This window comes from Clostridium sp. 29_15, from assembly GCF_001916075.1.
GTDB lineage: Bacteria > Bacillota > Clostridia > Clostridiales > Clostridiaceae > Clostridium > Clostridium lentum.
In genome coordinates this window covers 24,608-48,781 of record NZ_MNRT01000017.1, presented here as the reverse complement: position 1 = coordinate 48,781, position 24,174 = coordinate 24,608, and the positions used below count along the sequence as shown (strand labels likewise).

Below are 24,174 nucleotides of genomic sequence, written 5' to 3'. Positions count from 1 at the left end.
GGTATTGATTTGAGTTATGTTTTACCATTAGGACCATATCATCCATCTCTTGAAGAGCCGGTTCATGTGAAGCTCTACACAGAAGGTGAGCTTATAAAGAAAGCAGAAGTCTTTATTGGATATAACCATAGAGGAATTGAAAAACTAACAGAAGTAAGGAATTATATTCAAACAATAACTTTGGTGGAAAGGGTGTGTGGAATTTGCTCACATTCACATGCCATGACATATTGCTTAGCCGTAGAAGATATAGCTGGTCTGGAAGTTCCTAAGAGAGGACAGTATATAAGGATTATCATAAGTGAACTAGAAAGACTTCATTCTCATTTTTTATGGCTTGGACTTGCAGCACATCTCATAGCTTTTGATTCATTATTCATGAAATGTTTTGCAACTAGAGAAAGAATAATGGAAATGTTGGAAATAATCACAGGTAATAGAGTTAATTACGCTATGAATATAATAGGAGGGGCCAGAAGAGATATAAGTAAAGAACAATTTAAAGAATTATTGCAAGCGATAAAGGAAACTGAGGAAAAATTTAAAGGCATATACACTATATATACAAGTGATAGCAGCATTGCAGCAAGAACAAAAGGAGTTGGAATACTTACTAAGAAGGATGCTTTGATTTATGGAGCTTGTGGACCACATGGCAGAGCATCAAATGTAAACTTTGATGTAAGAAAAACCATGCCTTATAACAGCTATGAAGATTTTGAATTTAAAGTGGCTTTAGCAGAAGATGGAGATGTATTTTCCAGAGCAGTAGTAAGGCTTTTGGAAATAGAAGAAAGCTTTAAGATAATAAAGCAGGCAGTAGAAAACATTCCACAGGGTTCTATAAACTTGGGAAATAAAATTCCTAGAGTTCCTAAGGGAGAATCGTTAATAGTGACAGAAGCACCAAGAGGAGAAGTATCGTATTTTGTAGTTTCCAACGGTGGACAAACTAATAGTAGGGTTAATATACATGTACCAACTTTTAAAAATGCAGCAACTGTACCTGTGATGCTTAAAGATAACAACATTGCCGATGCAGGTCTTATTGTAGCAAGTATAGATCCATGTTTCTCATGTCTTGATAGGTGATAATATGCATGAATTATCAGTAACTGAAGGAATTTTAAAGATATGTTTAGAGGAAGGTAAAAAACACAATGTAGAAAAAATCAAAAAGATAAATATAGTGGTTGGAGAGCTTACAGGTCTTATGCCGAGCTGTATATCATATTATTTTAATATTGCTACAAAAGGAACTTTAGCTGAAGAAGCAGAAATATCAATTACTTATGAAAAGGTAAAAATAAAATGTAAAAGCTGTGGCTTTGAAGGTCAACTTTTAAGTAATCAATATGTTTGTCCAAATTGCGGTAAAGACGATTATGAAATAGTAAAAGGTAGAGAATTTTATATTGATACTATGGAGGTAGAATAAATGCAAATTAAGGTTATGAGACAGATACTAGAGTGGAATGAGGATGTAAGCAATAAAGTTAGAAGCCTTCTACAAGAAAAAAATGTTTATATGATTAATGTAATGGGCTCTCCAGGAGCAGGAAAAACAACATTTATTGTTAATTTAATTAAGTATCTAAGAGATAGAGGAATTAATTCAGGCGTAATAGAAGGAGATATTGAAGGTACCATTGATGCTGAGAGAATTCAAAAAGAAGAATTTCCAGTGGTACAGTTAAATACAGAAGGTGCATGCCATATTGAAGCTAAGTCTATTGAAAATATTTTGCCTTATTTTGATTTAGATAAGATTAATATGATTTTTGTGGAAAATATAGGAAATTTAGTATGCCCAGCAGAATTTGATATTGGTGAAAATTTAAGAATAGCATTGTTAAGTATTCCAGAAGGTGATGACAAGGTAGTAAAATATCCACTTATGTTTATTAAGGCTAATGCAGTGGTATTAAATAAATATGATATGGCAAAGTATTTTAACTTTAATGATGGAAAAGTGGAAGAGGAGTTATGGGAGAGAAATAAGGAAGCAGAGGTATTTAAGATAGATTCTACAGATGAATCAGAAATATATCCATTTGCAGAGTGGCTCATTAAAAAATATAAAGGATAGGGGAAATCATATATGAAGTTTAAAGCTTTTTTTTCAACGTTTCTATTATCATATATTTTTTGGATACTTTTTTTGGCACAAGATTTTAATATTTTTAAGTTAGGATATGAGGAATTAATTACAGGACTAGTTGTAGCTGTGGTGGTAGGAGTGTTTTGTAGTCAGTTTTTTGTTAAGAAAGATGGATTTTGGTTATTTAAAAAATTTAGGCTTGTTAATCTTTTAATTTTTATTCCTATTTATAGTATTGAACTTATTAAAGCCAATTGGGATGTGGCAAAAAAAGCACTATCATTTAAGAAGATAGAAGTAAATCCTGCTATTGTAAAAATACAAACAAATCTTTCATCAGATTGGGGATTATCAATGCTTTCTAATTGCATAACGTTGACTCCAGGAACAATAACTATGGATATATATGAAGAAAAAAATAAAAATTACCTATATGTGCATTGGCTTGATAGCACTACAGATGATGGAAAAAAGGCGGCAAAAATTATTAAGGGCAAGTTTGAAAAATATATAAGGAGGATATTTGATTAATGAATATTGATTTGCTATTTAAGGGAACAGCTATAATATTTGCTATTTTTTCATTAATACTAATTTATAGGGTTATTAAAGGGCCAACTATTATTGATAGGGTGCTTAGTGCAGATGCCATTGATATTTTAGCTGGTATAATAATGGTTTTATTTGGTGCTTTAGAAAATAGAGCCATGTATTTAGATCTAGGACTTATAATAACTCTTTTAGGATTTATTGGTACAGTACTCATATCTAAATATATAAAGGGGGAATTATAATGGGTATATGGGAAATCATAATACTAATACTTATTATAATGGGAATCTTTTTTACCTTTGCAGGAGTGGTTGGGATACTTAGAATGCCTGATACTCTTTGCAGATTACAATCTTCAACCAATATTGCAACAATGGGGGCTATGCCAATAGCTTTAGCTTGTAGTATATATGGGTTTCTTAACAATAACATTTCTATTGGTATTAAATCACTTATAATAATTTTCTTTTTATTAATCACTAATCCAGTGGCTTCCCATGCTATGGCAAAGGCGGCATATAAGCATTTAGATGAAAAAAGCAATAAAGTTAAGTACGATCATTATGGGAGGGATATAAAATGACAGCATTTAATATTGTCAATGCCATCATAATAATAGGGCTTATAATTTCAGCGGTATCCATATTTATTCTCGATGATGTATTACAATGCATTATAGCTACTTCAGTTTTAGGGACATTTTTAGCATTAGAATTCCTACTTTTAAAGGCACCAGACGTGGCCATAGCTGAAGGTGCAGTAGGAGCAATACTAACTCCAGTAATTTTTATCATAACTTTAAATAATGTTAAGAGAAATAAAAATAAGGAGGAGAAAAATGGGTAAAAAGATAACATATATTATTTTGTTTGCGTTATTAGCCTCTTTTATATATGTAGGTTTCAATATTGAAGAAAATAGGGATTTAGGTGATGCTTCACAAATAGTCCTTAATGAAACCATCTCTAAGACTTCAGCCCTTAACTCTGTAACTGCTGTAGTATTTGATTTTCGTGGATATGATACGTTAGGAGAATCTATAGTTCTATTTACGGCTATTTGTGGTGTTAGTGCTGTTTTAAGAAGCAGTAAGAAAGATGAGGTGAATAATAAAGATGAATAATAAAAGAATGAGAAAGGATTCAATTCTTACCTGTTGTTCAGATTTAGTACTTCCAATAATAATAACTTTAGGCTTATATATCATTATACATGGCCATTTATCACCAGGTGGAGGATTTCAAGGAGGAGTATTGGTTGCTGGAGCCTTTGCAATTTTATATGTGTCTTATGGCATTAAAAATTTAAGTAAAAAAATAAAGGTGAATGTCCTTAAGATTGGTGAAGATATTGGTGCTTTAGGTTTTATAATATTGGCTTTTCTAGGACTTGTTTTTGGTGGAACATTTTTTAAAAATATATTTTATTTAGGTGAGCCAGGAGAATTATTTTCATCAGGTAGTATATTTCTAATGAATTTTGCAGTAGGATTTAAAGTTTTTGCAGGAGTATCTTTTTTGATTTTAATAATGGTATCAAATTTGAAATCGAAAGGGGATGAATAATCATGACCATTAATTATATAGGAGCATTTTTACTGATATTTATAGGACTAGCTATCATAGTTTTAAAGAAAAATCTTATTAAAATAGTTATTGGTATGGGAATAGTTGATTCAGGAATAAATTTACTGCTTATTTCAATTGGATATAGAAATGATGCAACAACACCAATATTTACTGATGGAGCAGCTAAATTTGTTGATCCTATTCCACAAGCTCTTACACTTACATCCATAGTAATAGGAGCTTGTGTTTCAGCATTAGCACTATCACTAGTCATTAAGATAAATGAACATTATGGCAGTATAGATAGTGATGAAGTAAGGAGGATTAAAGGATGAATAAAGAAATATTAAATAATCTTCCACTTATAGCAATTATTACACCAATAGCCATAGCCTTTGTTATAGGCTTATTTAAAAATAAGTACATGAAGCTAAAAAAAATCTTTGTTATAGTAGCATTATTAGTAAGTGTAATTGCAGTGATCTTGATGATAAAGCCTGTAATGTTTAACAATGATACCATAACTGTATGGCTAGGGAATTGGAAACCATTGGCTGGAAAGGCCTTTGGTATAGCATTAGAAGTTGATGCACTAGGTATATTTATGGCACTTATAATTTCAATAGCTTGTTTGCTCTCAGCTATTTATTCTTTAAAATATATGAGTAAAGATAATGGACTTGATAAATATTATGCATTGTTCCTACTTTTATCAGGTAGTATGCTAGGATTTGTATTTACAGGTGATTTGTTTAATATGTATGTAATGCTAGAGATAATGACTTTTGCAGCTATTTCATTGACTGCCTTTAGAAATTATAAGGATAAATCCTTGGAAGCAGCATTCAAATATATAGTAACAGGTTCATTAGGGTCATCCCTTATATTGCTAGGAACAGTTTTATTATATACAGAAACTAAAACTTTAAATTTAGCAGAAATAATAGATATACTAAGAAATACTTCAGAAATGTCTTCAATTACCATCTTAGCTTTTAGCTCCATGATGGTAGGATATGCCGTAAAAGCTTTTATGGTTCCATGTCATACTTGGCCTACAGATGCCCATATGGCAGCACCTTCATCAATTTCTATGATATTATCAGGTGTTATGAGCAAAACAGGAATATATGCAGTAATAAGAATATTATTTGGTATATTTGCACTTAATGACAATAAATACGTAGGTTATCTAATTATTGTTTGGGGTATTGCAACAATGATAGTTGGTGTAACCATGGCATTATTGCAGCATGATTTTAAAAGACTTTTGGCTTTTCATTCAGTTTCACAAATTGGCTATATTGTAAGTGCATTTGGGGTAGCAATTATATGTACTGGCAAGATTCAAGATTTGGCTATGGCAGGTGCATTATATCATATGATAAATCATGCCGTCTTTAAGGGATTATTATTTTTATGTGCTGGTGCAGTATTATATACAACTGGTACAACTGATTTAAATTCAATATCAGGATTAGGTAAAAAAATGCCTTTTACCATGACTATGTTTTTATTTGGAGCAGCAGCTATCAGTGGAATACCTCCTTTTAATGGGTTTGCTTCCAAGTGGATTATTTATGAAAGTGCATCACAAGGTAGAGTGGAAATAGTTACTGTTGTAGCTGTAGTGGTATCGGCTATGACTTTGGCATCTTTCATAAAGGTAGGACATTCAGTTTTTTTTGGCCCAGAAAATATAGGTGGTGGACAGATAAAAGAGGTACCTTTTTCTATGAAAGTACCAATGTCTGTCTTATCTATAGGTACATTAGTTTTAGGGCTATTTCCAAGAGTTATGATGAAATATATATTAAGTCCAGTTATATCTTGTATCCTCAATATAGACTCCTATATCAATGCAGCACTTAATATTGGTACCAGTGAAAGTATAGATACTACAATAAAGATAAGTGGAATATATTCTCCAGGAAACTTTTTTATATTGTTTATAGTAGTGCTTTTAGCAATATTTATTTTCATCCTGTTTAATATGAAGTACTCAATAGATGAAGATAAAGATTTAAGTGAAGCATATATAAATAGAGGTAGTAGGAAGTTTGATGTATTTATTGGAGGAGAAAATGAAGAAGCTACTAAGGTGAATTCAAGTGATTTATTTTGGCCAATGAAGCATGAATTAAAGGGATATTTTAAATTTATTGAAAATGCACATAATGGAAGTGTAAATACCTACTCACTTTGGATTGTAACTATGCTGATAGTAGTAACAATACTTTCCTTTATATTTTTATAGGAGGTGGAAATATGGAATATTTAAAGATAATTTTATATATACTTGTATTTCCAGGGATAATTTTTTCAAGTTTAATAGGATTTTTCATATCTGGATTAGATAGAAAGATTGTAGCAAAGATGCAAAGAAGAAGAGGGCCCAAGATAAGTCAGAGCTTTTATGATTTTATAAAGCTTTTAGGAAAAGATACAATTATACCTTCTAGTGCCAATAGAAAGTTATTTATTATTGCTCCTGTTATAGCAGTGGTAAGTATAGTAATCATACCGTTATTTATTCCTTTGGGAAAGTATACTTTTATAAAAAGTACAGCAGATGTGGTGGTATTAATATATCTACTTATTATCCCATCTTTAGCTTTAATAATTGGAGCAATGGCATCAGCATCACCATTTGCTTCCATAGGATTATCCAGGGAAGTGGTATCAATTATAGGGTATGAACTTCCTTTAATTATAATTATTATAGATGTATGTAAGAAGGCAGGAAAGATATTAGGTACTGGAACTATTTATTCCATGGAGCTTATAGAAAAAGCACAGGCAATAGAGGGGAATTTTATGTTTTCTTTAGCTTTATTGCCTGCAGCTATAGCATTTTTAATGATTTTACCAGCTAAGGTAGGAGTAGCACCTTTTGATGTAGCAGAAGCAGAAACAGAAATATGTGAAGGACCTTTAGTTGAATATAGTGGAATATATTTAAGTTTATTTAAATTAAGTCATAGCATTAAAAGCTATGTAATGGCTATGCTTTTTGTGGCCTTGTTTTTAGGAAATATATTTGTGGAGTTTGGAAGCACTTCTATTAATTTAATAATTAATACAGTAATTATGATAGCTTTATCAACTTTAATAACTATAGTCTGCTTATCTATAGTAAGAGGATCTATGGGACGGTATAAGGCACATCAAATGTTTAAATTTTATTGGACAATACCTACAATATTATCAGTAATAAGTTATTTTTTAGTGAGTATGAATATATAGGAGGAAAAGCTTATGTCATTAATTGAAAAAAGTAGAGAAAAATCTCCGTGGATATATCATTTAAATACTGGTTCTTGTAACGGCTGTGATATTGAAATAATGGCATTGCTAGGTCCTAAATACGATGCAGAAAGGTTTGGTGTGAAGCTTACAGCTTCACCTAAACATGCAGATATAGTACTTATAACAGGGCCAGTTACCACACAATGCAGAGAAAGAATGATAAATGTGTTGTCACAAGTGCCAGAACCAAAAGTTATAGTATCAGTAGGATCATGCCCCGCTTCAGGTAATGTATTTAAGGATAGTTACTCTGTTGATGGACCTTTGGATAAATGGACAAAGGTGGATGTATCAGTGGCAGGTTGTTCACCTAAACCAGAAGCAATCTTAAAAGGAATACTAGAAGCTGTTGAAATATTAAATAAGCGTAGGAGGGAAGAAATATAATGTTTAAAATTCCATTTCTTACAGAAGGAATAAAAAATCTATTTAAAAAGCCTATTACAGAAGAAGGCTCTATTGAAGAATTAAAATCAGCTGATAATTATCGAGGAAGATTAAGCTTTAATGAAGATGCTTGTATTGGTTGTGGATTATGTATAAGGGTATGTGCAGGCAATGCTATAACTAAGAGCATAAAGCCAGTAGAAGATGGACAAGAAATTACGATGTCCTTTGATATGGCATCTTGTACTTTTTGTGGTTTGTGCCAAGATTTTTGTAGTAAAAAGGCCATAACATTAACAAATGATCCTATAATGGTACAAAAGAATAAAGATAATTTAAAGGTACAGGGGACTTTTATTAAAAAGATGCCATCTAAAGTTAAAATAGAGAAAAAAGTATCAAAATAAGAAATGGCTAAAGAAGATCATAAATTAGTATAATAAGTGTTTATATATTCTAAAGAAAGAAGCAATATAAAAGGACAGCTAAAATTATTAGTTGTCCTTTTAGGTTAATTGTTTTGAGAAAGTAATATTAATTAAAATCATGAATTACATATTTATAAATATGATTCAATTTTAATCTTTCTTTCAGAAGCTGTTGAGTCTGTAGCCTCTTTATTTGTTTTAGTAAACCTAGCATGCTCCCATATTCCAAAGTACTTATCGAAAATGTATGATTCCTCATCGATATTTACTATAGGGGCAGAAGTTTCATCAAACCCAATCAGTGAAACTTTTCTTCCGGTATTTTTTAAGTATTTTAAGGCTTTTCCTAAAAGAATATCTGGATCAGGGATTATTCTTTCTTCTAAAAAAACCTCAAAAAAATTCTTCTTGCAACTACTATTTTCCAAAGCTTCATCTCCTTATTAAATAAATCATAATAATATTATATGTTTTGTGGAAAAAAATTACAATAAGCTAAAAATAATTAAGATAATTAATTAATTTAATAAAGTAGTTCGCTTATATACGTATAAAAATTATATATTTTCAAGTTTTATATGGAAAAAAGATTATAAAAAAGCTTGAAAAAAGTATCTATATACAATACTATTACAAGTGTATATACACATATGATGGTATTTATTTTTTTATATTAATAAAAGTGGGAGGATAATATATTATGGCAAAGTTACTTGTAGTAGTTGATTATCAAAATGATTTTGTTAACGGTGCTTTAGGTTTTGTAAAAGCAGAAACTTTAGAAAAAGGCATATGTAATAAGATAGAGGAATATTTAAATAGGGGAGATAAAGTAATATTTACTTATGACACTCATTTTGAAAATTATCTACATACTAGGGAAGGCAAAAAGTTGCCAGTGAAGCATTGTATCATAGATACTGAAGGACACGATTTATATGGAGAGTTAAAGAAGTTCAAAGATGTAGAAAATACACTTCATTATAATAAAAAGTCCTTTGGACTATCACCGGAAGATATGTTGGACATTGCTAAAAAGGTTTATGATGATATTGAAGAAATAGAGTTGGTAGGAGTTGTGACCAATATATGCGTTATTAGTAATGCAGTTACTTTTCAATCTCAATTTGTTAATACAGAAATAATTGTGGATGCTTCGCTTACTGCTGGTTTTGATGAAGAAATGCATAAGAAGTCATTAGAAGTTATGGAATCATTTCAAGTTAAAGTTATTAATAGGTAGATTTTCTCATGGCAATTATTTATGACTATTTTTTTATTCAAATATGTTAAAATATAAAAATAGTAAATAAATAATTGGAGGAAGAAAAATGTTTAATTTTAATCTTAATGAAAGAACAATAGATATAAACGAAATTGATGAGCTTATTGGAGAAATTAATTTAATAGATATAAGAGAGCCTCATGAATTTAAATGTGGAAGTTTAAGAACTGCTAAAAATATACCAATGGATACTTTATTAAATAATCCAGATAAATATTTAGAAAAGGATAAAAAGTATTACATAATGTGTAAAGCAGGCAGAAGAAGTGCTATTACATGTAGAGAATTAAAGTATAAGGGCTTTGATGTAGTAGATGTAACTAGTGGAATGGCTTTTTATGAAGGTAATGAAAGATCTTAGTTATTGTTTTTAGAAATATAAACCCCTTTAAGGGAGTTTATATTTTATCAGAAGAATAAGAAAAATTAAAAAAATAGTTTAATATATTAAGTATAAATTCATAAATATAACAAATCTTAGTATTAACAAAGTAGATAATATTTGTGGATTTAGTATAATAGTTCCATTATAAATAGTCATTATCTTAATTGACTTTATAATGACCATAAGAAAATTTAATTTACATAAAAATATTATTTGAGATACAGACGAGACAGTATATGCTCACTATGATGGAAAAGCTGAATATGATAATGGATTAATATTTTGAACAAACTGGATTTATCGTACAACATAAATTAATTGATGGAGCATATCAAATAGTGAATGTATACAAAAATAATGATGAGTATGAATCAGTTGTTTTTCCAGATTTAAAAATAAATTTACGTGATATATTTGAATAAGTTTAAAGTACCTATTAACTGGGTACTTTTTTTAAGGTATAGACCAGTTATATTTTTATAATATGCAAGTAAAATAACATTAGCAGGAACTTCGTTTTGAAAACTCTTATTCAAATTAAAGAACCTTTTTATAATAAGTAACATAATATTTTTTATAGAATATTATAAAGTGAGTAATTAAATATAGAGGTGATTATAATTATTGGCTTTAAGAAGGATTTTCTAGGAAATAATACGGAAATATCATACTTTACAGAACCAATTTATGGTGTAGATAGGTAAAGGGGGAAGATGTTTATGGATAATAAAAAAATAATTGCCTTAGGTACTTTTAAGGTTATGAGCGTAGTGGAAGATACAAATGAAATTCCCAAGGGTGTAGCAATGATAAAGGCTCCAGAATATTGGAATAAAGGAGATAGAGGAAGAGGAGTTGTTATTGCAATTATTGATTCAGGTTGTGACTGTACTCATGTAGATTTAAAAGATAGGATAATCGGTAAATATAATTTTACGGAAGACGATGGTGGTGATCCTGAAATTGTAACAGATTATCTAGGTCATGGCACTCATGTGGCAGGGACTATTGGAGCAAGTCAAAATGGACAAGGAGTTGTAGGTGTAGCACCTTTATGCAGTTTACTTATTTTAAAGGCATTAAATAAAAAGGGACAAGGCACTGAAGAAGATATTGCAAAGGCCATTAATTATGCAGTAAGAAAAAAGGTGAATATAATATCAATGTCTCTTGGTAGTACGGAAGAAACACCTTTAATTCATGAAGCCATAAAGAAAGCTGTAGAGAGTAATATTTTGGTAGTATGTGCAGCAGGCAATGAAGGTGATAGTAATGGAGATACGGAAGAACTAAGCTATCCAGCAGTTTATAGTGAATGTATTTCAGTTGGAGCAGTAGATTATAGTAAAAATATTGCCCGCTTTACCAATTCTAATAAATCAGTAGATTTAGTAGCACCAGGAGTAAGTATAATGTCTACCTACCCAAATAATAAATATGCTAATTTGCAAGGAACTTCAATGGCAACACCTCATGTAAGTGGAGCATTAGCTTTAATAATAAACTGGTCAAGAAAGGATTTTGGGCGAGAAATGAGTGAAACAGAACTTTATGCTCAATTAATAAGGCATACTGCTTCATTAGGATTTAAGAAGACTTTAGTAGGTAATGGGCTCCTTTATTTATTAGCACCTCAAATATTAGAAAATTATATATCACAGGCATCAGTTTTAAAGGTATAAAAGCTACAGAAATATTAAACTTAATTAAGAGTTTCTAAAGCTATTTTGGTAAAGTATTGCAAAATTTATAACTGGCTATAGATTAGATAGATAAATGTTTAATAGAGGTTTTACTAAATTAGCAGTGAAACTCTAGAATTAATTTAAATTTCTTAAACTTTGTGAGTTGATTTAAAAATTCATAATTAGTTAAGTCAATTTTTAACTTTAAGTTATTTCTTATTGGCTAGTACATTTTTTTTGTAATCTAGTATTGCTTTTGATAAAGCTTCAGCACAGTTTTTTTGTCCAACATTTGAAGTAAGATATTTTTCATCTTGAGAGTTACTTAAAAATCCAAGTTCAACTAAAGCAGCTGTATTTTCATTAAGCTCTAAAACAGCTAAGGCATCATCTTTACTTTCATAAGTTTTTAAGCCTCTATTATAAGTATAGTCCAGTTGGCCTAGCTCATATTGAAGGTAGGAAGCAAACGTATAGCTTGCATCATCACCATTTTTGTACCAAGTTTCCACTCCTTTAGCATCGGTGGCAGTATAATCGCTATTACAGTGGATGGATATAAAAACATCCACATTAGATATTTTAGAAACTTTTAATCTTTCTTTTAGACTATCATTGGCAGATTGAGACCAAGGAAGATTATCATCAATTCTGGTATAAACTACATCAATATCTTTTTCTTTAAGAATCTTTCCAAGTTCCAAAGCTATATTTAATACTAGATCCTTTTCATAGGAGCCATTTATTCCTTTTGCACCTATGTCTTCATCACCATGACCAGGGTCTATGCAGACCTTAAAGTTATCTTTATTTTCCTGAGTGGAAGAAATTTTATTTTTTAGTGCATTTTTATTAAGAGTTGTTATATTTGTATTGTTTTTTATATAAGAAGAAGCAATGCCTAATACTATCATTAAAGAAAAAAATGATGTAAGAAATAGTTTTAGTAGCCTCCTTATTTTCTTTCTTTTGTAAAGCATCCTTCGTTTTGCATTTAAATCAAAATGATTATTTTCCATATTTCACTCCTATGCTTTACATAAAAAATAATTAGTTAAAATACTGTTTATATAAATAAATTATAATTCAAAAGTAAAATTATGTAAATTGAGTAAAGTTAATTTTCATACGAATTTTTACGAGTACTTTCGAGTAATTATTTAAGAAATAAAGTTTAAAAAGAAAAATACGAAATATTAAATATGTATGCTTATTAAAGTATACAAGTATTAATTTAGTTATTTGGGAGTATATTATGAGAAGAATACCTTTAAGATATTTAAAAGAAAATAGTATAACTGCAATGGATATATATAACTCTAGTGGAAAGCTTTTAATTAGTAAAAGTATGAAAATAGATAAAAACATGATGGAATTATTGCATAAAAATAAAATTATATATGTATATATAATGGATGAAAGTAGAGAAGATATAATTGATGATGTTATTAGTCCAGAATTAAGAAGAGAAGCAGTATTAGAGTTAAAAAAGATGTCTTATGAATTTTCTAATTTAACATCAATAAAAAGAACTAAAGAAATAAATAATGTATATATAGAAAAAATTTTAAATTTAGTAAATAGAATAATTGATGAATTATTGAAGAAAAATAGTTTAACTATAGAACAAATTGATATAAGAGATTTTGAAAACCAATATTTTCAACATTCTGTAAATGTAGCTGTAGTATCTCTTATTATAGGAATTGAATTAAATTATGATATAGACAAACTAAGACGATTAGGAATAGCAGCAATTTTACATGATTTAGGATATGCTTTTTTACCTAAAGAAATAATATATAAATCTACTAAATTATCAAATGATGAAGAGGAAGTAGTAAAAACACATAGTGAAAAAGGATATAATTATTTATACTTATATACTGATGTAAGTAGAGATGTTCTTTTTCCAATTTTATATCATCATGAACATGTTGATGGAAGTGGTTATCCAAGGGGAATTAAAGGAAATAGGATAAATGAATATAGTAAAATAATAGCTATTGTAGATTTTTATGATAAGTTAGTAAATAGTGAAGTAATTCTTCAATCAGACTTACCTAATAATATTTTAGAAAGAATAATGGCACATATAGGGACTGCTTTTGATTATAAAATTGTAGAAGTTTTCTATAAAAAGGCAATACCATTTTTAAAAGGTACTATGCTTAAATTAAGTAATGGTGATATAGTATTAGTTGAAGGAACTATTAATGGATTTACTTCACGTCCAATTGTACGAGTATTACAAAGTGATGATAATTCAAAAATTAATAAATGTATAAATTTAGTTGATGTTTTAAACATAAGTATAGATAAAATAATATATTATTTGTAGTATTAAAAAATATAGATTATTTAAAATTAAACTTATATTTTTTATGATAAAATAAAAATATAAGTTTAATGGAACTTTTATTATAATTAATAGTCTAATTATAATAAAAGAAAATTACATATAAGGTGGGATTTTTCAATGAAAAAAATATTAATAAGTGGACTTATACTTGTTATGATGAGCAGTGTTTTAGTTGGTTGTGGAAAAAATAGTGATGTAAGCAGTAATATTACATCAAAAGAAATAGCAAAAAAACTGATAGAAGCAGATTACTTAATATCACCAAAGGAAGTTGATTCTGATATGGTAGAAGAAGTATATCATTTAAATCTTGATGATGTAGAAAATTATGCAATATATGAAACAGAAAGAAGACCAGGTCCAGGATTTATTATGATTGTAAAAGCTAAGGATGGAAAAGTTGAAAATGTTAAGAATTCAATGGAAAAAGTTTTAGAAGATAAGGTAGGGCAGGCTTTTTATCCAGAAGAACAAGAAGTAGCTGAGAATGCAACTATTGAAGTTGATGGTAATTTTGTATCATTATTCTTATTAAACAGTGAAGTTGAAGCAGATGCTGAAAAGATGTATAATAATTTAATTAAAAAATAGTATTGAAATTTTCTTTTTAATGCTATATATTTAAAAGAGACTTTTTAAGTGGAAATAAATTAATAGAAATCTAAGAGAATTCTTAGGAGAGGTTCGTCAATACCATCCCTCTATAAAAAACTAGGATTATAATTAGCTGTAAGCTACTTTATTAATTTGCATTTATATGTTTGTTTTTTATGAACCTCTAAGACTTATGTCTTAGAGGTTTTATTTGAGGTATAAGTTATATGAAAAGAACCATTCTAGGATGGTTCTTTTTTGTAGAAAGAAAGGGATTAATATAATTTTAGAAAATTGTAAATATGGAGTTTGAAAGGAGTTTTTTATGAGAAATAATAATACATTGAAAATAACTATTATGGCGTTAGCTATAGCATTAAATTTTATTGGAGGACTTATTGCAATTTCTTTAAAATTACCTATATATTTTGATTCAATTGGTACAGTTCTTGTAGGGTTCTTATTTGGAGTTGTACCTGCAATATTAACAGGAGTGGTATCATATATAGTAAATTATATAACTTTTGATCCATGTGCCTTATACTTTATTCCAGCTCAAATAATAATTGCTTTATGTTCAGGAATATTTTATAGAAGGGGATTATTCAATGGTAAGAAAAGTATTTTAGGTATAATTTTAATGGCTATACCAGTATCTTTTGTTTCAGCATGTATAGCAGCTTATGTTTTTGGTGGAGTTACTTCAGCAGGTAGTGCTATTATTGTGGGGATATTAGGAAATAATGGTATTAGTATGGTGCTTGGTGTATTTTTAACACAAATAGTAACGGATCTTTTAGATAAGATATTGATTGTTTATTTAGTATTAGCAGCTATAAAAGTGATTCCAAGAGATATAAAAAATAAAATTACAGCAGTTTAGGTGAAATATGGATAGATATAGTAAGGTAATTAATAAGAATTTAAGAGAAATAGTGTTGCTTAAGGCACTACCTTGTATTTGGGGTAAATGTGCTTTTTGTGATTACATTGATGATAATGATGATAATATAGCAGAAATAAATAAACTTAATAAGGAAGTACTGAATAATATAACAGGAGAATTTGGGGTTTTGGAGGTAATTAATTCTGGAAGTTGCTTTGAAATACCAAGAGAGAGCTTAGAGTATATTAAGAAGATAGTTGTTGAAAAGAAGATAAAAAAATTATTTTTGGAAAGCCATTGGTGTTATAAAAATAGGTTACAAGAAATGAGAGATTTCTTTGGTATTGAAATAATTTTTAAGATTGGCGTAGAGACTTTTGATAATAGCTTTAGAAATTTAGTATTAAATAAAAATGCTAATTTTAAAACTGTAGATGAAGTGAAAGAAAGTTTTCAATCTGTATGCCTTCTTGTAGGAATTAAGGGGCAGACAAAGGAAATGATAAAGCGAGATATAAATCTTGTTTTAGAGAACTTTAAGTATGCCACAATAAATGTATTTATTAATAATACCACTGATGTAAAAAGAGATGAAGAGCTTGTACAGTGGTTTACTGATAATTTTAAGTATCTAGAGGATTATCAATATATAGAAGTGTTATATAATAACACTGATTTTGGTGTAGGAGATTAATTTTTTTAAATATAAAAATCAGCTATTAGGTTAAATAGCTGATTTTTATTATCTACTAGAAATAATCAATTGTCTAATTACTTACTTTAATTATTGATAGATTAGCATTACTATAATCTAGGGAACCTGGATCTGCGCCAGTTGCAATAATTCTTACAGTTGTGCCAGCTGTAGTTGTTGTATATACTTCTTGACCAACTATTGGCACATTAGGATTTGTACTTGTATTTATTGTAGAAGTTGATGCAGCTGAAGGTGTAGTTGAATCATTATAACTTAAGCCAACAGTAACTATTGGAACTGTAGCAGAAGGTACTACAACATAAGTTATTTTATAAGTTCCAGGTTCTGATAGTGTTACTGTTCCAGTGGTTGGATTTAGTGACATGTTAGAAGCAACATTAGTAGTAGTAAGAATTATAGGAGCAGCAGTTGTACTTAATGGTGTACTTCCTCCTGTGCTTGTAAATGTTCCATAGGCACTTGAAACAGTACCTGTGACACCAGTAGGGCCTTGAGGACCAGTAGGGCCTTGAGGTCCGGTAGCACCAGTAGGCCCCTGAGGTCCAGTAGTTCCAGTTGAACTTAATAATGTGAAGTCAGCAGAGGTTCCAGGGATTCCTTGAGGATTGTTAGCATTTACTAGATATAGCTGATTATTATATCTAATAACTTGTCCAGCAGAGTAGAAAGCTGCTAAAGCAGGATCAAAGTTTGCAGGTGTACATGCACCACTTTGGTTTGTTGTTCCTGTTGGGCAAGGACAACATGGTGGGAATGAACAAGGAAATGGATTATAACCGTTGCAACAAGGATCAGGGTTGCAGCACTTTACAGGAGCAATTGCTAACACTGGTGGATTACAAGAGTTTGTAGATGCAATAGTAATAAGAGGAGCACGGTTTATGATGCTGTTAGAACTTAAAGTGATGCTCTTTACACCGGTAGTACATTGCCAACATCTAACTATTGGTGTAACATCTAACTTTATATAGCACCCTATATCAGATGTAAGCAATTTATAGTTAAGTGTAGAATAATAATCTACTGCAGGTGCAGTATTCCAAGTTACAGTGTCTGTATCTACAGTAGTTGTATTATTACTTATTGATATAGAGAGATTACAGTCTGTAGTAGACTGAATATTTTCTACATATAAATAAAGTACAGCCATCTTTATTGGGTATGAAAAATTAGTTAAGTCAAAACTAATTATAGATCTATATTCATTTGCGGCTGGACAACAAGAAGATAAATTTCCTACTAGCAAGCTGGAAGATGAAGAAAAATTACTGTCAGGTGTTCCACTAGCAATATAGGTGCTTCCAGTTGAAGCTATTTTTATTCCTTTTTTCAATGTTAATCAACTCCTTAATCTAAAAGTAATTTAGTTTAACTCAATATCATAATATGAATTTTAATTTAATTAGGTTCGAGCAAAATAGACTTGGAGATAAATAAAACATATTATTATACTTAAGTAACAAAAAGATAAACTTAAAATTAATATGATAGTGAAAGAAAGATTTTAAGAGGTATCAATGAGTACTATAAGTTTATGTATGATTGTAAAAGATGAAGAAAAGGTTATAGAGAGGTGTCTTAATACAGTAATTGATATAGTAGATGAGATAATTATAGTAGATACTGGTTCACAAGATAGTACCAAAGATAAGGTGAAAAAATATAAAGCAGATATTTATGATTTTCCTTGGCAAGATGATTTTGCAGAGGCTCGAAACTTCGCTTTTAGCAAGGCAAGGATGGATTATATATTATGGTTGGATGCCGATGATGTTTTGGAAAAAGAAGATCAGCGGAAGCTAAAGTTATTGAAGAAAAGTTTGAATGGAAATGTAGATGCAGTATCAATGCTGTATGTATTATCAATAGATGAGAATAATAATCCAATAGTTTCTTTGAGGCGAAATAGGATAGTAAAAAGAGAAAATAATTATATTTGGATAGGAAAGGTTCATGAATATTTAGAGGTTTATGGAAATACTTTAAATGCAGATATTGCTGTAAATCATTTAAAAGATAAGGAATATACCGATAGAAATTTAAAAATATTTCGTAAGATGATACTTAAAAATGAAGAATTTTCACCACGAGATTTATTTTATTATGGTAATGAACTTTATGATAATGAATACTATTTGGAAGCTATAAAAGCATATAATGATTTTATAGATACAAAAAAGGGGTGGATTGAAGATATAAAACAGGCTCTTATAAAGATTTCAGAATGCTATGGATTTATTGGTTATAAGGATAAGGAAGAAGAGTATTTGTTTAAGGGCTTACAGTATGATATTCCATCTAGTGATCTCTGCTGTAGAATTGGTTATACATTTTATGAAAAGGAAAAATATGAAATAGCAGTTTTTTGGTATGAAAATGCCATAAACAATCCGCCAAAACCAGGAAGTTTGAACTTAGTTAATAGTGCTATGTATACGTGGGTACCGGCTCTTCAATTATGTGTGTGTTATAGCAAGATAAGTGATTTCAATAAAGCAAATGAATATAATGAACTAGCAGCCAGATATGTACCTAATCATAGCAGTGTAATAAATAATAGGAAATATCTTTTAGATAAGGTGAAATAAAATAAAAAACTTCTTGAAATTATATTGTTTTAAGTATATAATCAATATAATAAGTCCTGTAGGGGAGTAGTTAGCAGTGAATTACTGTGATAATATCAACAATCATGGCCTTTATGGTCTGGTATTATCTTAAATAACGAGACTTACAGATAGTATGTTTAGAGACATGCTATCTGTAAGTCTCGTTTTTTTGCGGGACAAAGCAATGGAGGGATTTATATGATTTATTTAATTTACTTAGCACTAGCAATAGCGGTAGTATTATTATCTATTAAGGCATCTGTATATGTTGATTTATTAGATAAGAACACCAAATTATCAGGGGCATTTATAGGTGGAGTTTTGTTATCAGCAGTAACATCACTTCCAGAATTATTAACAAGTTTATCATCAACAGTATGGTTAAAGAATCCTGGGCTTTCTTTGGGAAATATTTTAGGAAGCAATTTATTTAATATGACCATTATAGCAATGCTTATTATTTTATGGACAAGCAATTTTAAAAAGTCTAATATATCTAAAAGTCATAGCTATACTGCATGGGTTACACTTGCTATATATGTAGCAGTGGCTTTGAATATGTTGAATATAGTCAATTTTGAAGTAGTAACAATTTCAATAACTTCAATAATAATATTAGTATTATATACATTAGGAGTAAAGACTATGTCCAATGATGATAGTGGAACAGCAGATGAATTTAAAGATGAAACAGCTGTAACAACATCACTTTCATTAAAACAAATAATTATAAGATTTATTTTAGTGAGCATTGGATTAGTAATATCAAGTATATTAATTACATATGTTACTGATATTATAGCAGCTAGACTTAATTTAGGTGCAAGCTTAGCAGGAGCTTTATTATTAGGTATTGCAACTTCGCTTCCAGAACTTACATCATGTGTTTCTCTTGTTAAGATTGGCAATTTTAATGTATCTGTAGGAAATATTGTAGGAAGCAATTTATTTAATTTCTTAATTATTTTTATATCTGATGTGCTATTTATTGGTGGAACAGTTTATGATTTTGCAGAAAGTCAAACAAGAAACTTAGTTATATTTGGTATAATCAGTACAATGTTAATGTTAACTGTATTAAAGATTAAAGATAAAGTAAAAAATAAATATATTTTATATATTCCATCTATTGGAATTATAGTTAGTTACTTGTTATTCATGATTGTATAAAAAGGGAAGTGTAAAAATCGCTGTAGGTATTAAACTTACAGCGATTTTTGGTATAATTAATTTTTTTACTAATATGGTTGTTTGATTTCAAAGGCTTTTTTATAGCCCAATTATATTTAAGCAGTTTTCTGACTACATTCTATATCAGTAAATATAGTATTATCATAGAAAGAAAAAATAAAGGATATTATGCTTGGCAAAACTATTATAAGTAGTGATGTAGTCTTTGATACTAAGTAAAAACTTCCCACAAGTATTGCAGATTTTAAGATAGTTATAGGAAGTTTTTTAATAATATAATATGATGACAATATAAATATATCTTTTGTTTTCATTTCAAAGCGAGAATTTATTGGAATAGCATATAGGATTAAAAGAGCTATATATATTGCAAGAATTTCAAATATAACATGTATGCCATATTTTGGCATGTTTAAAAAGAAATATTGAAAATCCACAAACATAAGAGATAGCAGAAAAAGTATTATAAGCCAAAGTTTTAGGCTACTTACAAAATTATCTTTGTATGACTTAAAGAAATACGAAGAGAAGGAAATTGATTTTTCTCTTAATATTTCAGAAGTAGAAGCTGATAAGGCTGATAATGATGGTCCTAATGGAATCAAGGAAATAAATAAAATTATTAAGTTAAAGGAGTCAGGATTAATAGCTGTTGCTGTTATAAATAAAACTAGCAATATGTTAGTGATAAAGAAGTAGGCACCTCCTTGTAAGAACCAAAATAGATAACTTGGTAGTGTGAATAGTGGTTTATCAAAAAAATCTTTATTTTTACTCATAATATAGTCCTTTCTTTAAAAATTATATTATTACAGGCAATGTTATTTCTACAGTAGTACCAAAGCTATAGTTGCTGGTAAAGGATAAGCCGTAGCTTTCACCATAAAGTACTTTAATTCTCTGGTTAATATTTTTTAAACCATAGCCACTACCTTTTGTCTGTAAATTATTTTCTTTTAATATAAGTGGTAACACTTCCTTTTCAATACCTATACCATCATCGGAAATCTGAATTATAAGATTGTTTTGAGATATATAGCCACTGATAAGTATAGAACCTTTTTCCATGCCCCTTCCTAGTATGCCATGATTAATGGAATTTTCTATTATAGGCTGAAAAGTAATTTTAGGAATTGAGCAATTCATTAAGTTTTCATCTAGTCTAGTTGTTAGGGTAATTCTATTGTCATATCTCATATTCTGTAGATTTACGTAAAGCTTAGAATGTTCTACTTCATCTTTTATAGTAACAATATCTTTTCCTTTATTTAATGAAAGTTTATAAAACTTAGCTAAGTTTTTAACAGCAATACTTATTTCTTTATTCATATTTCTATAAGCCATCCAGTTAATCATATCAAGTGTATTATAGAGGAAGTGTGGATTAATTTGTGATTGCAATGCTTTTAGCTCTGCATTTTTAACCTCTTTTCCTAGTTTGTATTGCTCATCTATAAGTACAGACATTTTACTGATCATATAATTATAATTATCAATAAGTTCTCCAACTTCATCTGAACTATCATTTTCTATATATTTATTTAATTGTCCATTGGGAACTTGACGCATGCCATCAATAACTTGGAATAATCTTTTATTAATTAGCTTAACAAAATAAGCAGCTAAGATTATTGCCATTATACTTGTTAAAACCACAATTATAAATAAGTAATTACGCTGTATTTTAATAGTAGATAATATACTGGATTTGGAAAGTACATTTACCATATACCAATCAGTTTTATCTATAGAAGCACTTTGCAGATAAAATTTACCATCATCAAAGGTAATAAGTTCATTAGATAATTGTGCAGCATTTTTTATAAGTTCTAAGTTTATAGAGGAATTATCATATAAGTCCTTTAAATCTCTTGAAGATGCTATTATTTTATTATCAGAATTAATTACAAAGCTGAAAACATCATCAAGAGGGCTAATTTTATCTAGTATATCTTGAATTATGCTCTTTCTAAAATTAATCCTAATAAAGCCTATATCCTTTGAAAGATCATCAGGATTCTTGATACTTTTAAGGAGAAACAGTGTATCATTTACAGTGTTTTCATTAAGATACCACATTGGTCCCCAAATAAATCTTGCATTAGTACTTACGATACAATCTTCAGCCTTTGTTTTTTTTAAAGAGCTAGCTTTAAAAAAATTCACATTTTCGCTGGAATAAATAAATTTATCGTTTATATAAAGATTTATTTTTTTTATATCCAGATTATTTTCAAAGGAGCAAAGGTACGATTGAAGGTTAGAAAAATCATATATCTGATCAGTTAAAGCATAAGATTCAACATCACGAGTTAATATATCAGTAACTGTATTGTTTACGACTATGGTGTTAGATGTATCAAAAATTTTATAAACTGTATAGTTCATATAATCTAATGATTGTTCAAAGGATTCACTGGCTGAGTTAAGGAAATTATCAGTTATTATATTTGAAAGATTAGCATAGGCATAAGAAGAAATTATTAAAACAGGTATAATTAAAAGGATACAATATGTTAATACAAATTTTTTAAATAATTTCATATTATGCAACAGTGGTAATTTCATTATAAAAATTTCCTTCTATATTCTGAAGGGGTATAGCCTGTTTCTTTCTTGAATATCTTTGCAAAATAATTACCATCTTTATAGCCAACCTTTAAAGCAATATCATTCATTTTTATATTTGAATCCTTCAACAGTTCCTTAGCTTGTATTATCCTATATTCAGTTATATATTTATTAACAGTTTTTCCAGTATAATCTTTGAAGATTACGCATATATATGCAGGTGTTAAGAATGTATTCTTACTGATATCTTCTAAAGACAAGTCATAGCTACTATAATGTTCATTAATATATTTGATTATATTTAATGCTGGCTCATTATAGATATCTTTTTCCTTTAAACATGAAAATACATCTTTGATTATTTCTAATAAATAATGCTTTATTTCAAAGATATTATTAAATTGCAGTATAGCATTAAAGTTGGTATTTTCATTTACAGAATTATTAAGATTAATATTTCTACTATGACAGAAATTAAATATATGCATTAGAAATTTATTATATACATTTTTTATTTCATTGATGTCTGTACCACAATTAAGCATAAATTCTGATGTTATATTATTAATATCATTTAAGACAGCTTGTTTATCTTCATTATTCAAATTTCTCTTAAAATCTGAATAAGCATTAGAATCAATAGTGGCACAAGTTTTATGAGGAATTTCTTCAAAATAAATCACTGAATTATAATCTTTAAAAAAGGATAAAGTGTCTAATGAAGAAGCATATGCATATGATTTATGCATATCCTGAATATTGGTAACAATAGAGCCTACAAATATATAAAATTGGCTATAATTTTTAATATATTCATCTAAAGTAGCAAAAAAGCTTTGGAAAACATTTGAATTATGTATTGATTTAATATTCTTTGAGAAAAAAATCTGTAATACTATATCTTGTTCATTTTGCATTGAAACAAAGCCTTCTAATCCACAATCATGAATAATTTCACGAATTTTATCTATAAACAAATACTTGTTTGGAATATTTTTGTAAATCTTTATTAAAACGCTTACATAATGGCCATCAACTAATTTGTCATTGAAATCTTTAGGAAAGTAAGAACTTATTATGGATTTAACTGCTACAGAATTATCTATAGATGATATTTCATTGGCAATAGTATGTTCAATGCTATTATGAATAGTAGTATTTTTTACAAATTCAAGGATAGCATTATTTAAATTTTCCTCCAATTCTTCAATTTCAATAGGTTTTTCAACGTAATTGATAGCTTTTAGCTTAATAGCAGATTTTAAATATTCTTTATCTGAATAACCACTCATAAAGAGTATCATGCAGTTAGGATAAAGCTCCCTTGTTTTAAAGGCTAAATCTATGCCATTTAGTCTAGGCATACGAACATCTGTCAGAAGTATGTTTGGTTCAAAATCTTTTAATATTTCTAGAGCATTAATACCATCATAAGCCTCCTTTACTTCGCTTACATTAAGCTTGTCCCAGTCAACCATATCTAGGATACCTTGTCTAGTAAATCTTTCGTCATCTGCAATAAGTATTTTAATCATAATCCACC

29 protein-coding genes and 1 riboswitch are annotated in these 24,174 nt (G+C 28.9%); of the genes, 23 read left to right on the top strand and 6 right to left on the bottom strand.

Annotated elements, in window-relative coordinates; genetic code table 11:
- The first annotated feature begins 9 nt into the window (after nt 1-9).
- Genes BHW04_RS02360 through BHW04_RS02295 form a run of 14 tightly spaced genes read left to right on the top strand, consistent with a single transcriptional unit; the run spans nt 10 to nt 8,324 of the window.
- Nucleotides 10-1,092 (top strand): hydrogenase large subunit, encoded by a 1,083-nt coding sequence (locus BHW04_RS02360; protein ID WP_302698734.1) that lies wholly within the window; start codon nt 10-12, stop codon nt 1,090-1,092.
- 4 nt (nt 1,093-1,096) lie between these two features.
- On the top strand, nt 1,097-1,438 hold the full coding sequence (gene hypA, locus BHW04_RS02355) for a hydrogenase maturation nickel metallochaperone HypA (protein WP_302623186.1): 342 nt from the start codon (nt 1,097-1,099) through the stop codon (nt 1,436-1,438).
- Nucleotides 1,439-2,089: a hydrogenase nickel incorporation protein HypB gene (hypB, locus tag BHW04_RS02350; protein ID WP_302698732.1), complete on the top strand. Its 651-nt coding sequence runs from the start codon at nt 1,439-1,441 to the stop codon at nt 2,087-2,089.
- Nucleotides 2,090-2,101: 12 nt separating this feature from the next.
- Nucleotides 2,102-2,632: a Na+/H+ antiporter subunit E gene (locus BHW04_RS02345; protein ID WP_302698730.1), complete on the top strand. Its 531-nt coding sequence runs from the start codon at nt 2,102-2,104 to the stop codon at nt 2,630-2,632.
- Nucleotides 2,632-2,895 carry a monovalent cation/H+ antiporter complex subunit F gene (locus tag BHW04_RS02340; protein ID WP_302623189.1) on the top strand — a complete coding sequence of 88 codons (264 nt, stop codon included), beginning with the start codon at nt 2,632-2,634 and terminating at the stop codon, nt 2,893-2,895. Before BHW04_RS02345 ends, BHW04_RS02340 begins: the two co-directional genes overlap by 1 nt.
- Nucleotides 2,895-3,236, top strand: a complete 342-nt coding sequence (gene mnhG, locus BHW04_RS02335) for a monovalent cation/H(+) antiporter subunit G (protein ID WP_022211529.1) — start codon at nt 2,895-2,897, stop codon at nt 3,234-3,236. Before BHW04_RS02340 ends, mnhG begins: the two co-directional genes overlap by 1 nt.
- Complete coding sequence (locus tag BHW04_RS02330) at nt 3,233-3,499, top strand: Na(+)/H(+) antiporter subunit B (protein WP_022211530.1); 267 nt, start codon at nt 3,233-3,235, stop codon at nt 3,497-3,499. Before mnhG ends, BHW04_RS02330 begins: the two co-directional genes overlap by 4 nt.
- Nucleotides 3,492-3,776, top strand: coding sequence for a hydrogen gas-evolving membrane-bound hydrogenase subunit E (gene mbhE / locus BHW04_RS02325; RefSeq protein WP_022211531.1), 285 nt, complete (start codon nt 3,492-3,494; stop codon nt 3,774-3,776). The genes BHW04_RS02330 and mbhE overlap by 8 nt, the downstream gene beginning before the upstream one ends.
- Entirely contained in the window at nt 3,769-4,218 is a 450-nt protein-coding gene (locus BHW04_RS02320) for an MnhB domain-containing protein (RefSeq protein WP_302623191.1), read from the top strand. The genes mbhE and BHW04_RS02320 overlap by 8 nt, the downstream gene beginning before the upstream one ends.
- A 2-nt stretch (nt 4,219-4,220) precedes the next feature.
- Nucleotides 4,221-4,556: a sodium:proton antiporter gene (locus tag BHW04_RS02315; RefSeq protein ID WP_022211533.1), complete on the top strand. Its 336-nt coding sequence runs from the start codon at nt 4,221-4,223 to the stop codon at nt 4,554-4,556.
- A complete protein-coding gene (locus tag BHW04_RS02310; protein ID WP_022211534.1) occupies nt 4,553-6,478 on the top strand; it encodes a proton-conducting transporter transmembrane domain-containing protein in 1,926 nt (641 codons plus the stop codon). Before BHW04_RS02315 ends, BHW04_RS02310 begins: the two co-directional genes overlap by 4 nt.
- An 11-nt stretch (nt 6,479-6,489) precedes the next feature.
- Nucleotides 6,490-7,467, top strand: a complete 978-nt coding sequence (locus tag BHW04_RS02305; RefSeq protein WP_302698727.1) for a respiratory chain complex I subunit 1 family protein — start codon at nt 6,490-6,492, stop codon at nt 7,465-7,467.
- 12 nt (nt 7,468-7,479) lie between these two features.
- Entirely contained in the window at nt 7,480-7,917 is a 438-nt protein-coding gene (locus tag BHW04_RS02300; protein ID WP_022211536.1) for an NADH-quinone oxidoreductase subunit B family protein, read from the top strand.
- Entirely contained in the window at nt 7,917-8,324 is a 408-nt protein-coding gene (locus BHW04_RS02295; protein ID WP_302630982.1) for a 4Fe-4S binding protein, read from the top strand. Before BHW04_RS02300 ends, BHW04_RS02295 begins: the two co-directional genes overlap by 1 nt.
- A 152-nt stretch (nt 8,325-8,476) precedes the next feature.
- Here the strand turns inward: BHW04_RS02295 and BHW04_RS02290 are convergent, their stop codons facing one another.
- Nucleotides 8,477-8,773 (bottom strand): hypothetical protein, encoded by a 297-nt coding sequence (locus tag BHW04_RS02290; RefSeq protein WP_022211538.1) that lies wholly within the window; start codon nt 8,771-8,773, stop codon nt 8,477-8,479.
- 272 nt (nt 8,774-9,045) lie between these two features.
- Here BHW04_RS02290 and BHW04_RS02285 point away from each other — a divergent pair, with 272 nt between their 5' ends.
- The 3 genes from BHW04_RS02285 (at nt 9,046) to BHW04_RS02275 (ending at nt 11,697) form a co-directional block, all read left to right on the top strand.
- Nucleotides 9,046-9,588, top strand: a complete 543-nt coding sequence (locus tag BHW04_RS02285) for a cysteine hydrolase family protein (protein WP_302698725.1) — start codon at nt 9,046-9,048, stop codon at nt 9,586-9,588.
- 88 nt (nt 9,589-9,676) lie between these two features.
- Entirely contained in the window at nt 9,677-9,991 is a 315-nt protein-coding gene (locus BHW04_RS02280) for a rhodanese-like domain-containing protein (RefSeq protein ID WP_022211540.1), read from the top strand.
- 743 nt (nt 9,992-10,734) lie between these two features.
- Nucleotides 10,735-11,697, top strand: coding sequence for a S8 family peptidase (locus BHW04_RS02275; protein ID WP_302698723.1), 963 nt, complete (start codon nt 10,735-10,737; stop codon nt 11,695-11,697).
- A gap of 212 nt (nt 11,698-11,909) precedes the next feature.
- On the opposite strand, the gene BHW04_RS02270 is transcribed toward BHW04_RS02275, so the two are convergent.
- A complete protein-coding gene (locus BHW04_RS02270; RefSeq protein WP_302698721.1) occupies nt 11,910-12,719 on the bottom strand; it encodes an N-acetylmuramoyl-L-alanine amidase family protein in 810 nt (269 codons plus the stop codon).
- A 236-nt stretch (nt 12,720-12,955) separates the two neighbouring features.
- Here BHW04_RS02270 and BHW04_RS02265 point away from each other — a divergent pair, with 236 nt between their 5' ends.
- The 4 genes from BHW04_RS02265 (at nt 12,956) to BHW04_RS02250 (ending at nt 16,236) form a co-directional block, all read left to right on the top strand.
- The gene (locus BHW04_RS02265) at nt 12,956-14,041 is read left to right on the top strand and encodes an HD-GYP domain-containing protein (protein WP_302698719.1); all 1,086 of its coding nucleotides are present in this window, start codon (nt 12,956-12,958) and stop codon (nt 14,039-14,041) included.
- A gap of 138 nt (nt 14,042-14,179) precedes the next feature.
- On the top strand, nt 14,180-14,653 hold the full coding sequence (locus BHW04_RS02260) for a DUF4358 domain-containing protein (RefSeq protein WP_022211544.1): 474 nt from the start codon (nt 14,180-14,182) through the stop codon (nt 14,651-14,653).
- Nucleotides 14,654-14,735: 82 nt separating this feature from the next.
- Nucleotides 14,736-14,783, top strand: a riboswitch (PreQ1 riboswitch).
- Between the two features lie 198 nt (nt 14,784-14,981).
- Nucleotides 14,982-15,539, top strand: coding sequence for an ECF transporter S component (locus BHW04_RS02255; protein ID WP_022211545.1), 558 nt, complete (start codon nt 14,982-14,984; stop codon nt 15,537-15,539).
- A 7-nt stretch (nt 15,540-15,546) separates the two neighbouring features.
- Entirely contained in the window at nt 15,547-16,236 is a 690-nt protein-coding gene (locus tag BHW04_RS02250) for a radical SAM domain protein (protein ID WP_022211546.1), read from the top strand.
- Nucleotides 16,237-16,309: 73 nt separating this feature from the next.
- Here the strand turns inward: BHW04_RS02250 and BHW04_RS02245 are convergent, their stop codons facing one another.
- Nucleotides 16,310-17,593, bottom strand: a complete 1,284-nt coding sequence (locus tag BHW04_RS02245; protein ID WP_022211547.1) for a DNRLRE domain-containing protein — start codon at nt 17,591-17,593, stop codon at nt 16,310-16,312.
- 184 nt (nt 17,594-17,777) lie between these two features.
- On the opposite strand from BHW04_RS02245, the gene BHW04_RS02240 reads away from it, so the two are divergent.
- Nucleotides 17,778-18,848, top strand: a complete 1,071-nt coding sequence (locus tag BHW04_RS02240) for a glycosyltransferase (protein ID WP_022211548.1) — start codon at nt 17,778-17,780, stop codon at nt 18,846-18,848.
- A gap of 219 nt (nt 18,849-19,067) precedes the next feature.
- Nucleotides 19,068-20,039 carry a sodium:calcium antiporter gene (locus BHW04_RS02235; RefSeq protein ID WP_022211549.1) on the top strand — a complete coding sequence of 324 codons (972 nt, stop codon included), beginning with the start codon at nt 19,068-19,070 and terminating at the stop codon, nt 20,037-20,039.
- A gap of 116 nt (nt 20,040-20,155) precedes the next feature.
- On the opposite strand, the gene BHW04_RS02230 is transcribed toward BHW04_RS02235, so the two are convergent.
- The 3 genes from BHW04_RS02230 to BHW04_RS02220 are packed head-to-tail and all read right to left on the bottom strand — an operon-like array spanning nt 20,156 to nt 24,166.
- Complete coding sequence (locus tag BHW04_RS02230; protein ID WP_302698718.1) at nt 20,156-20,839, bottom strand: DUF624 domain-containing protein; 684 nt, start codon at nt 20,837-20,839, stop codon at nt 20,156-20,158.
- Between the two features lie 22 nt (nt 20,840-20,861).
- Complete coding sequence (locus BHW04_RS02225) at nt 20,862-22,628, bottom strand: sensor histidine kinase (protein WP_302698716.1); 1,767 nt, start codon at nt 22,626-22,628, stop codon at nt 20,862-20,864.
- Nucleotides 22,628-24,166 (bottom strand): response regulator, encoded by a 1,539-nt coding sequence (locus BHW04_RS02220; protein ID WP_302622977.1) that lies wholly within the window; start codon nt 24,164-24,166, stop codon nt 22,628-22,630. Before BHW04_RS02220 ends, BHW04_RS02225 begins: the two co-directional genes overlap by 1 nt.
- Between the last annotated feature and the right edge of the window lie 8 nt (nt 24,167-24,174).

Bases quoted from the DNA above. Each gene is read 5' to 3' on its own strand.
- hypA (WP_302623186.1), top strand. From the start codon at position 1,097: ATGCATGAATTATCAGTAACTGAAGGAATTTTAAAGATATGTTTAGAG.
- hypB (WP_302698732.1), top strand. From the start codon at position 1,439: ATGCAAATTAAGGTTATGAGACAGATACTAGAGTGGAATGAGGATGTA.
- BHW04_RS02345 (WP_302698730.1), top strand. From the start codon at position 2,102: ATGAAGTTTAAAGCTTTTTTTTCAACGTTTCTATTATCATATATTTTT.
- BHW04_RS02340 (WP_302623189.1), top strand. From the start codon at position 2,632: ATGAATATTGATTTGCTATTTAAGGGAACAGCTATAATATTTGCTATT.
- mnhG (WP_022211529.1), top strand. From the start codon at position 2,895: ATGGGTATATGGGAAATCATAATACTAATACTTATTATAATGGGAATC.
- BHW04_RS02330 (WP_022211530.1), top strand. From the start codon at position 3,233: ATGACAGCATTTAATATTGTCAATGCCATCATAATAATAGGGCTTATA.
- mbhE (WP_022211531.1), top strand. From the start codon at position 3,492: ATGGGTAAAAAGATAACATATATTATTTTGTTTGCGTTATTAGCCTCT.
- BHW04_RS02320 (WP_302623191.1), top strand. From the start codon at position 3,769: ATGAATAATAAAAGAATGAGAAAGGATTCAATTCTTACCTGTTGTTCA.
- BHW04_RS02315 (WP_022211533.1), top strand. From the start codon at position 4,221: ATGACCATTAATTATATAGGAGCATTTTTACTGATATTTATAGGACTA.
- BHW04_RS02310 (WP_022211534.1), top strand. From the start codon at position 4,553: ATGAATAAAGAAATATTAAATAATCTTCCACTTATAGCAATTATTACA.
- BHW04_RS02305 (WP_302698727.1), top strand. From the start codon at position 6,490: ATGGAATATTTAAAGATAATTTTATATATACTTGTATTTCCAGGGATA.
- BHW04_RS02300 (WP_022211536.1), top strand. From the start codon at position 7,480: ATGTCATTAATTGAAAAAAGTAGAGAAAAATCTCCGTGGATATATCAT.
- BHW04_RS02295 (WP_302630982.1), top strand. From the start codon at position 7,917: ATGTTTAAAATTCCATTTCTTACAGAAGGAATAAAAAATCTATTTAAA.
- BHW04_RS02285 (WP_302698725.1), top strand. From the start codon at position 9,046: ATGGCAAAGTTACTTGTAGTAGTTGATTATCAAAATGATTTTGTTAAC.
- BHW04_RS02280 (WP_022211540.1), top strand. From the start codon at position 9,677: ATGTTTAATTTTAATCTTAATGAAAGAACAATAGATATAAACGAAATT.
- BHW04_RS02275 (WP_302698723.1), top strand. From the start codon at position 10,735: ATGGATAATAAAAAAATAATTGCCTTAGGTACTTTTAAGGTTATGAGC.
- BHW04_RS02270 (WP_302698721.1), bottom strand. From the start codon at position 12,719: ATGGAAAATAATCATTTTGATTTAAATGCAAAACGAAGGATGCTTTAC.
- BHW04_RS02265 (WP_302698719.1), top strand. From the start codon at position 12,956: ATGAGAAGAATACCTTTAAGATATTTAAAAGAAAATAGTATAACTGCA.
- BHW04_RS02260 (WP_022211544.1), top strand. From the start codon at position 14,180: ATGAAAAAAATATTAATAAGTGGACTTATACTTGTTATGATGAGCAGT.
- BHW04_RS02255 (WP_022211545.1), top strand. From the start codon at position 14,982: ATGAGAAATAATAATACATTGAAAATAACTATTATGGCGTTAGCTATA.
- BHW04_RS02250 (WP_022211546.1), top strand. From the start codon at position 15,547: ATGGATAGATATAGTAAGGTAATTAATAAGAATTTAAGAGAAATAGTG.
- BHW04_RS02240 (WP_022211548.1), top strand. From the start codon at position 17,778: ATGAGTACTATAAGTTTATGTATGATTGTAAAAGATGAAGAAAAGGTT.
- BHW04_RS02235 (WP_022211549.1), top strand. From the start codon at position 19,068: ATGATTTATTTAATTTACTTAGCACTAGCAATAGCGGTAGTATTATTA.
- BHW04_RS02230 (WP_302698718.1), bottom strand. From the start codon at position 20,839: ATGAGTAAAAATAAAGATTTTTTTGATAAACCACTATTCACACTACCA.
- BHW04_RS02225 (WP_302698716.1), bottom strand. From the start codon at position 22,628: ATGAAATTACCACTGTTGCATAATATGAAATTATTTAAAAAATTTGTA.
- BHW04_RS02220 (WP_302622977.1), bottom strand. From the start codon at position 24,166: ATGATTAAAATACTTATTGCAGATGACGAAAGATTTACTAGACAAGGT.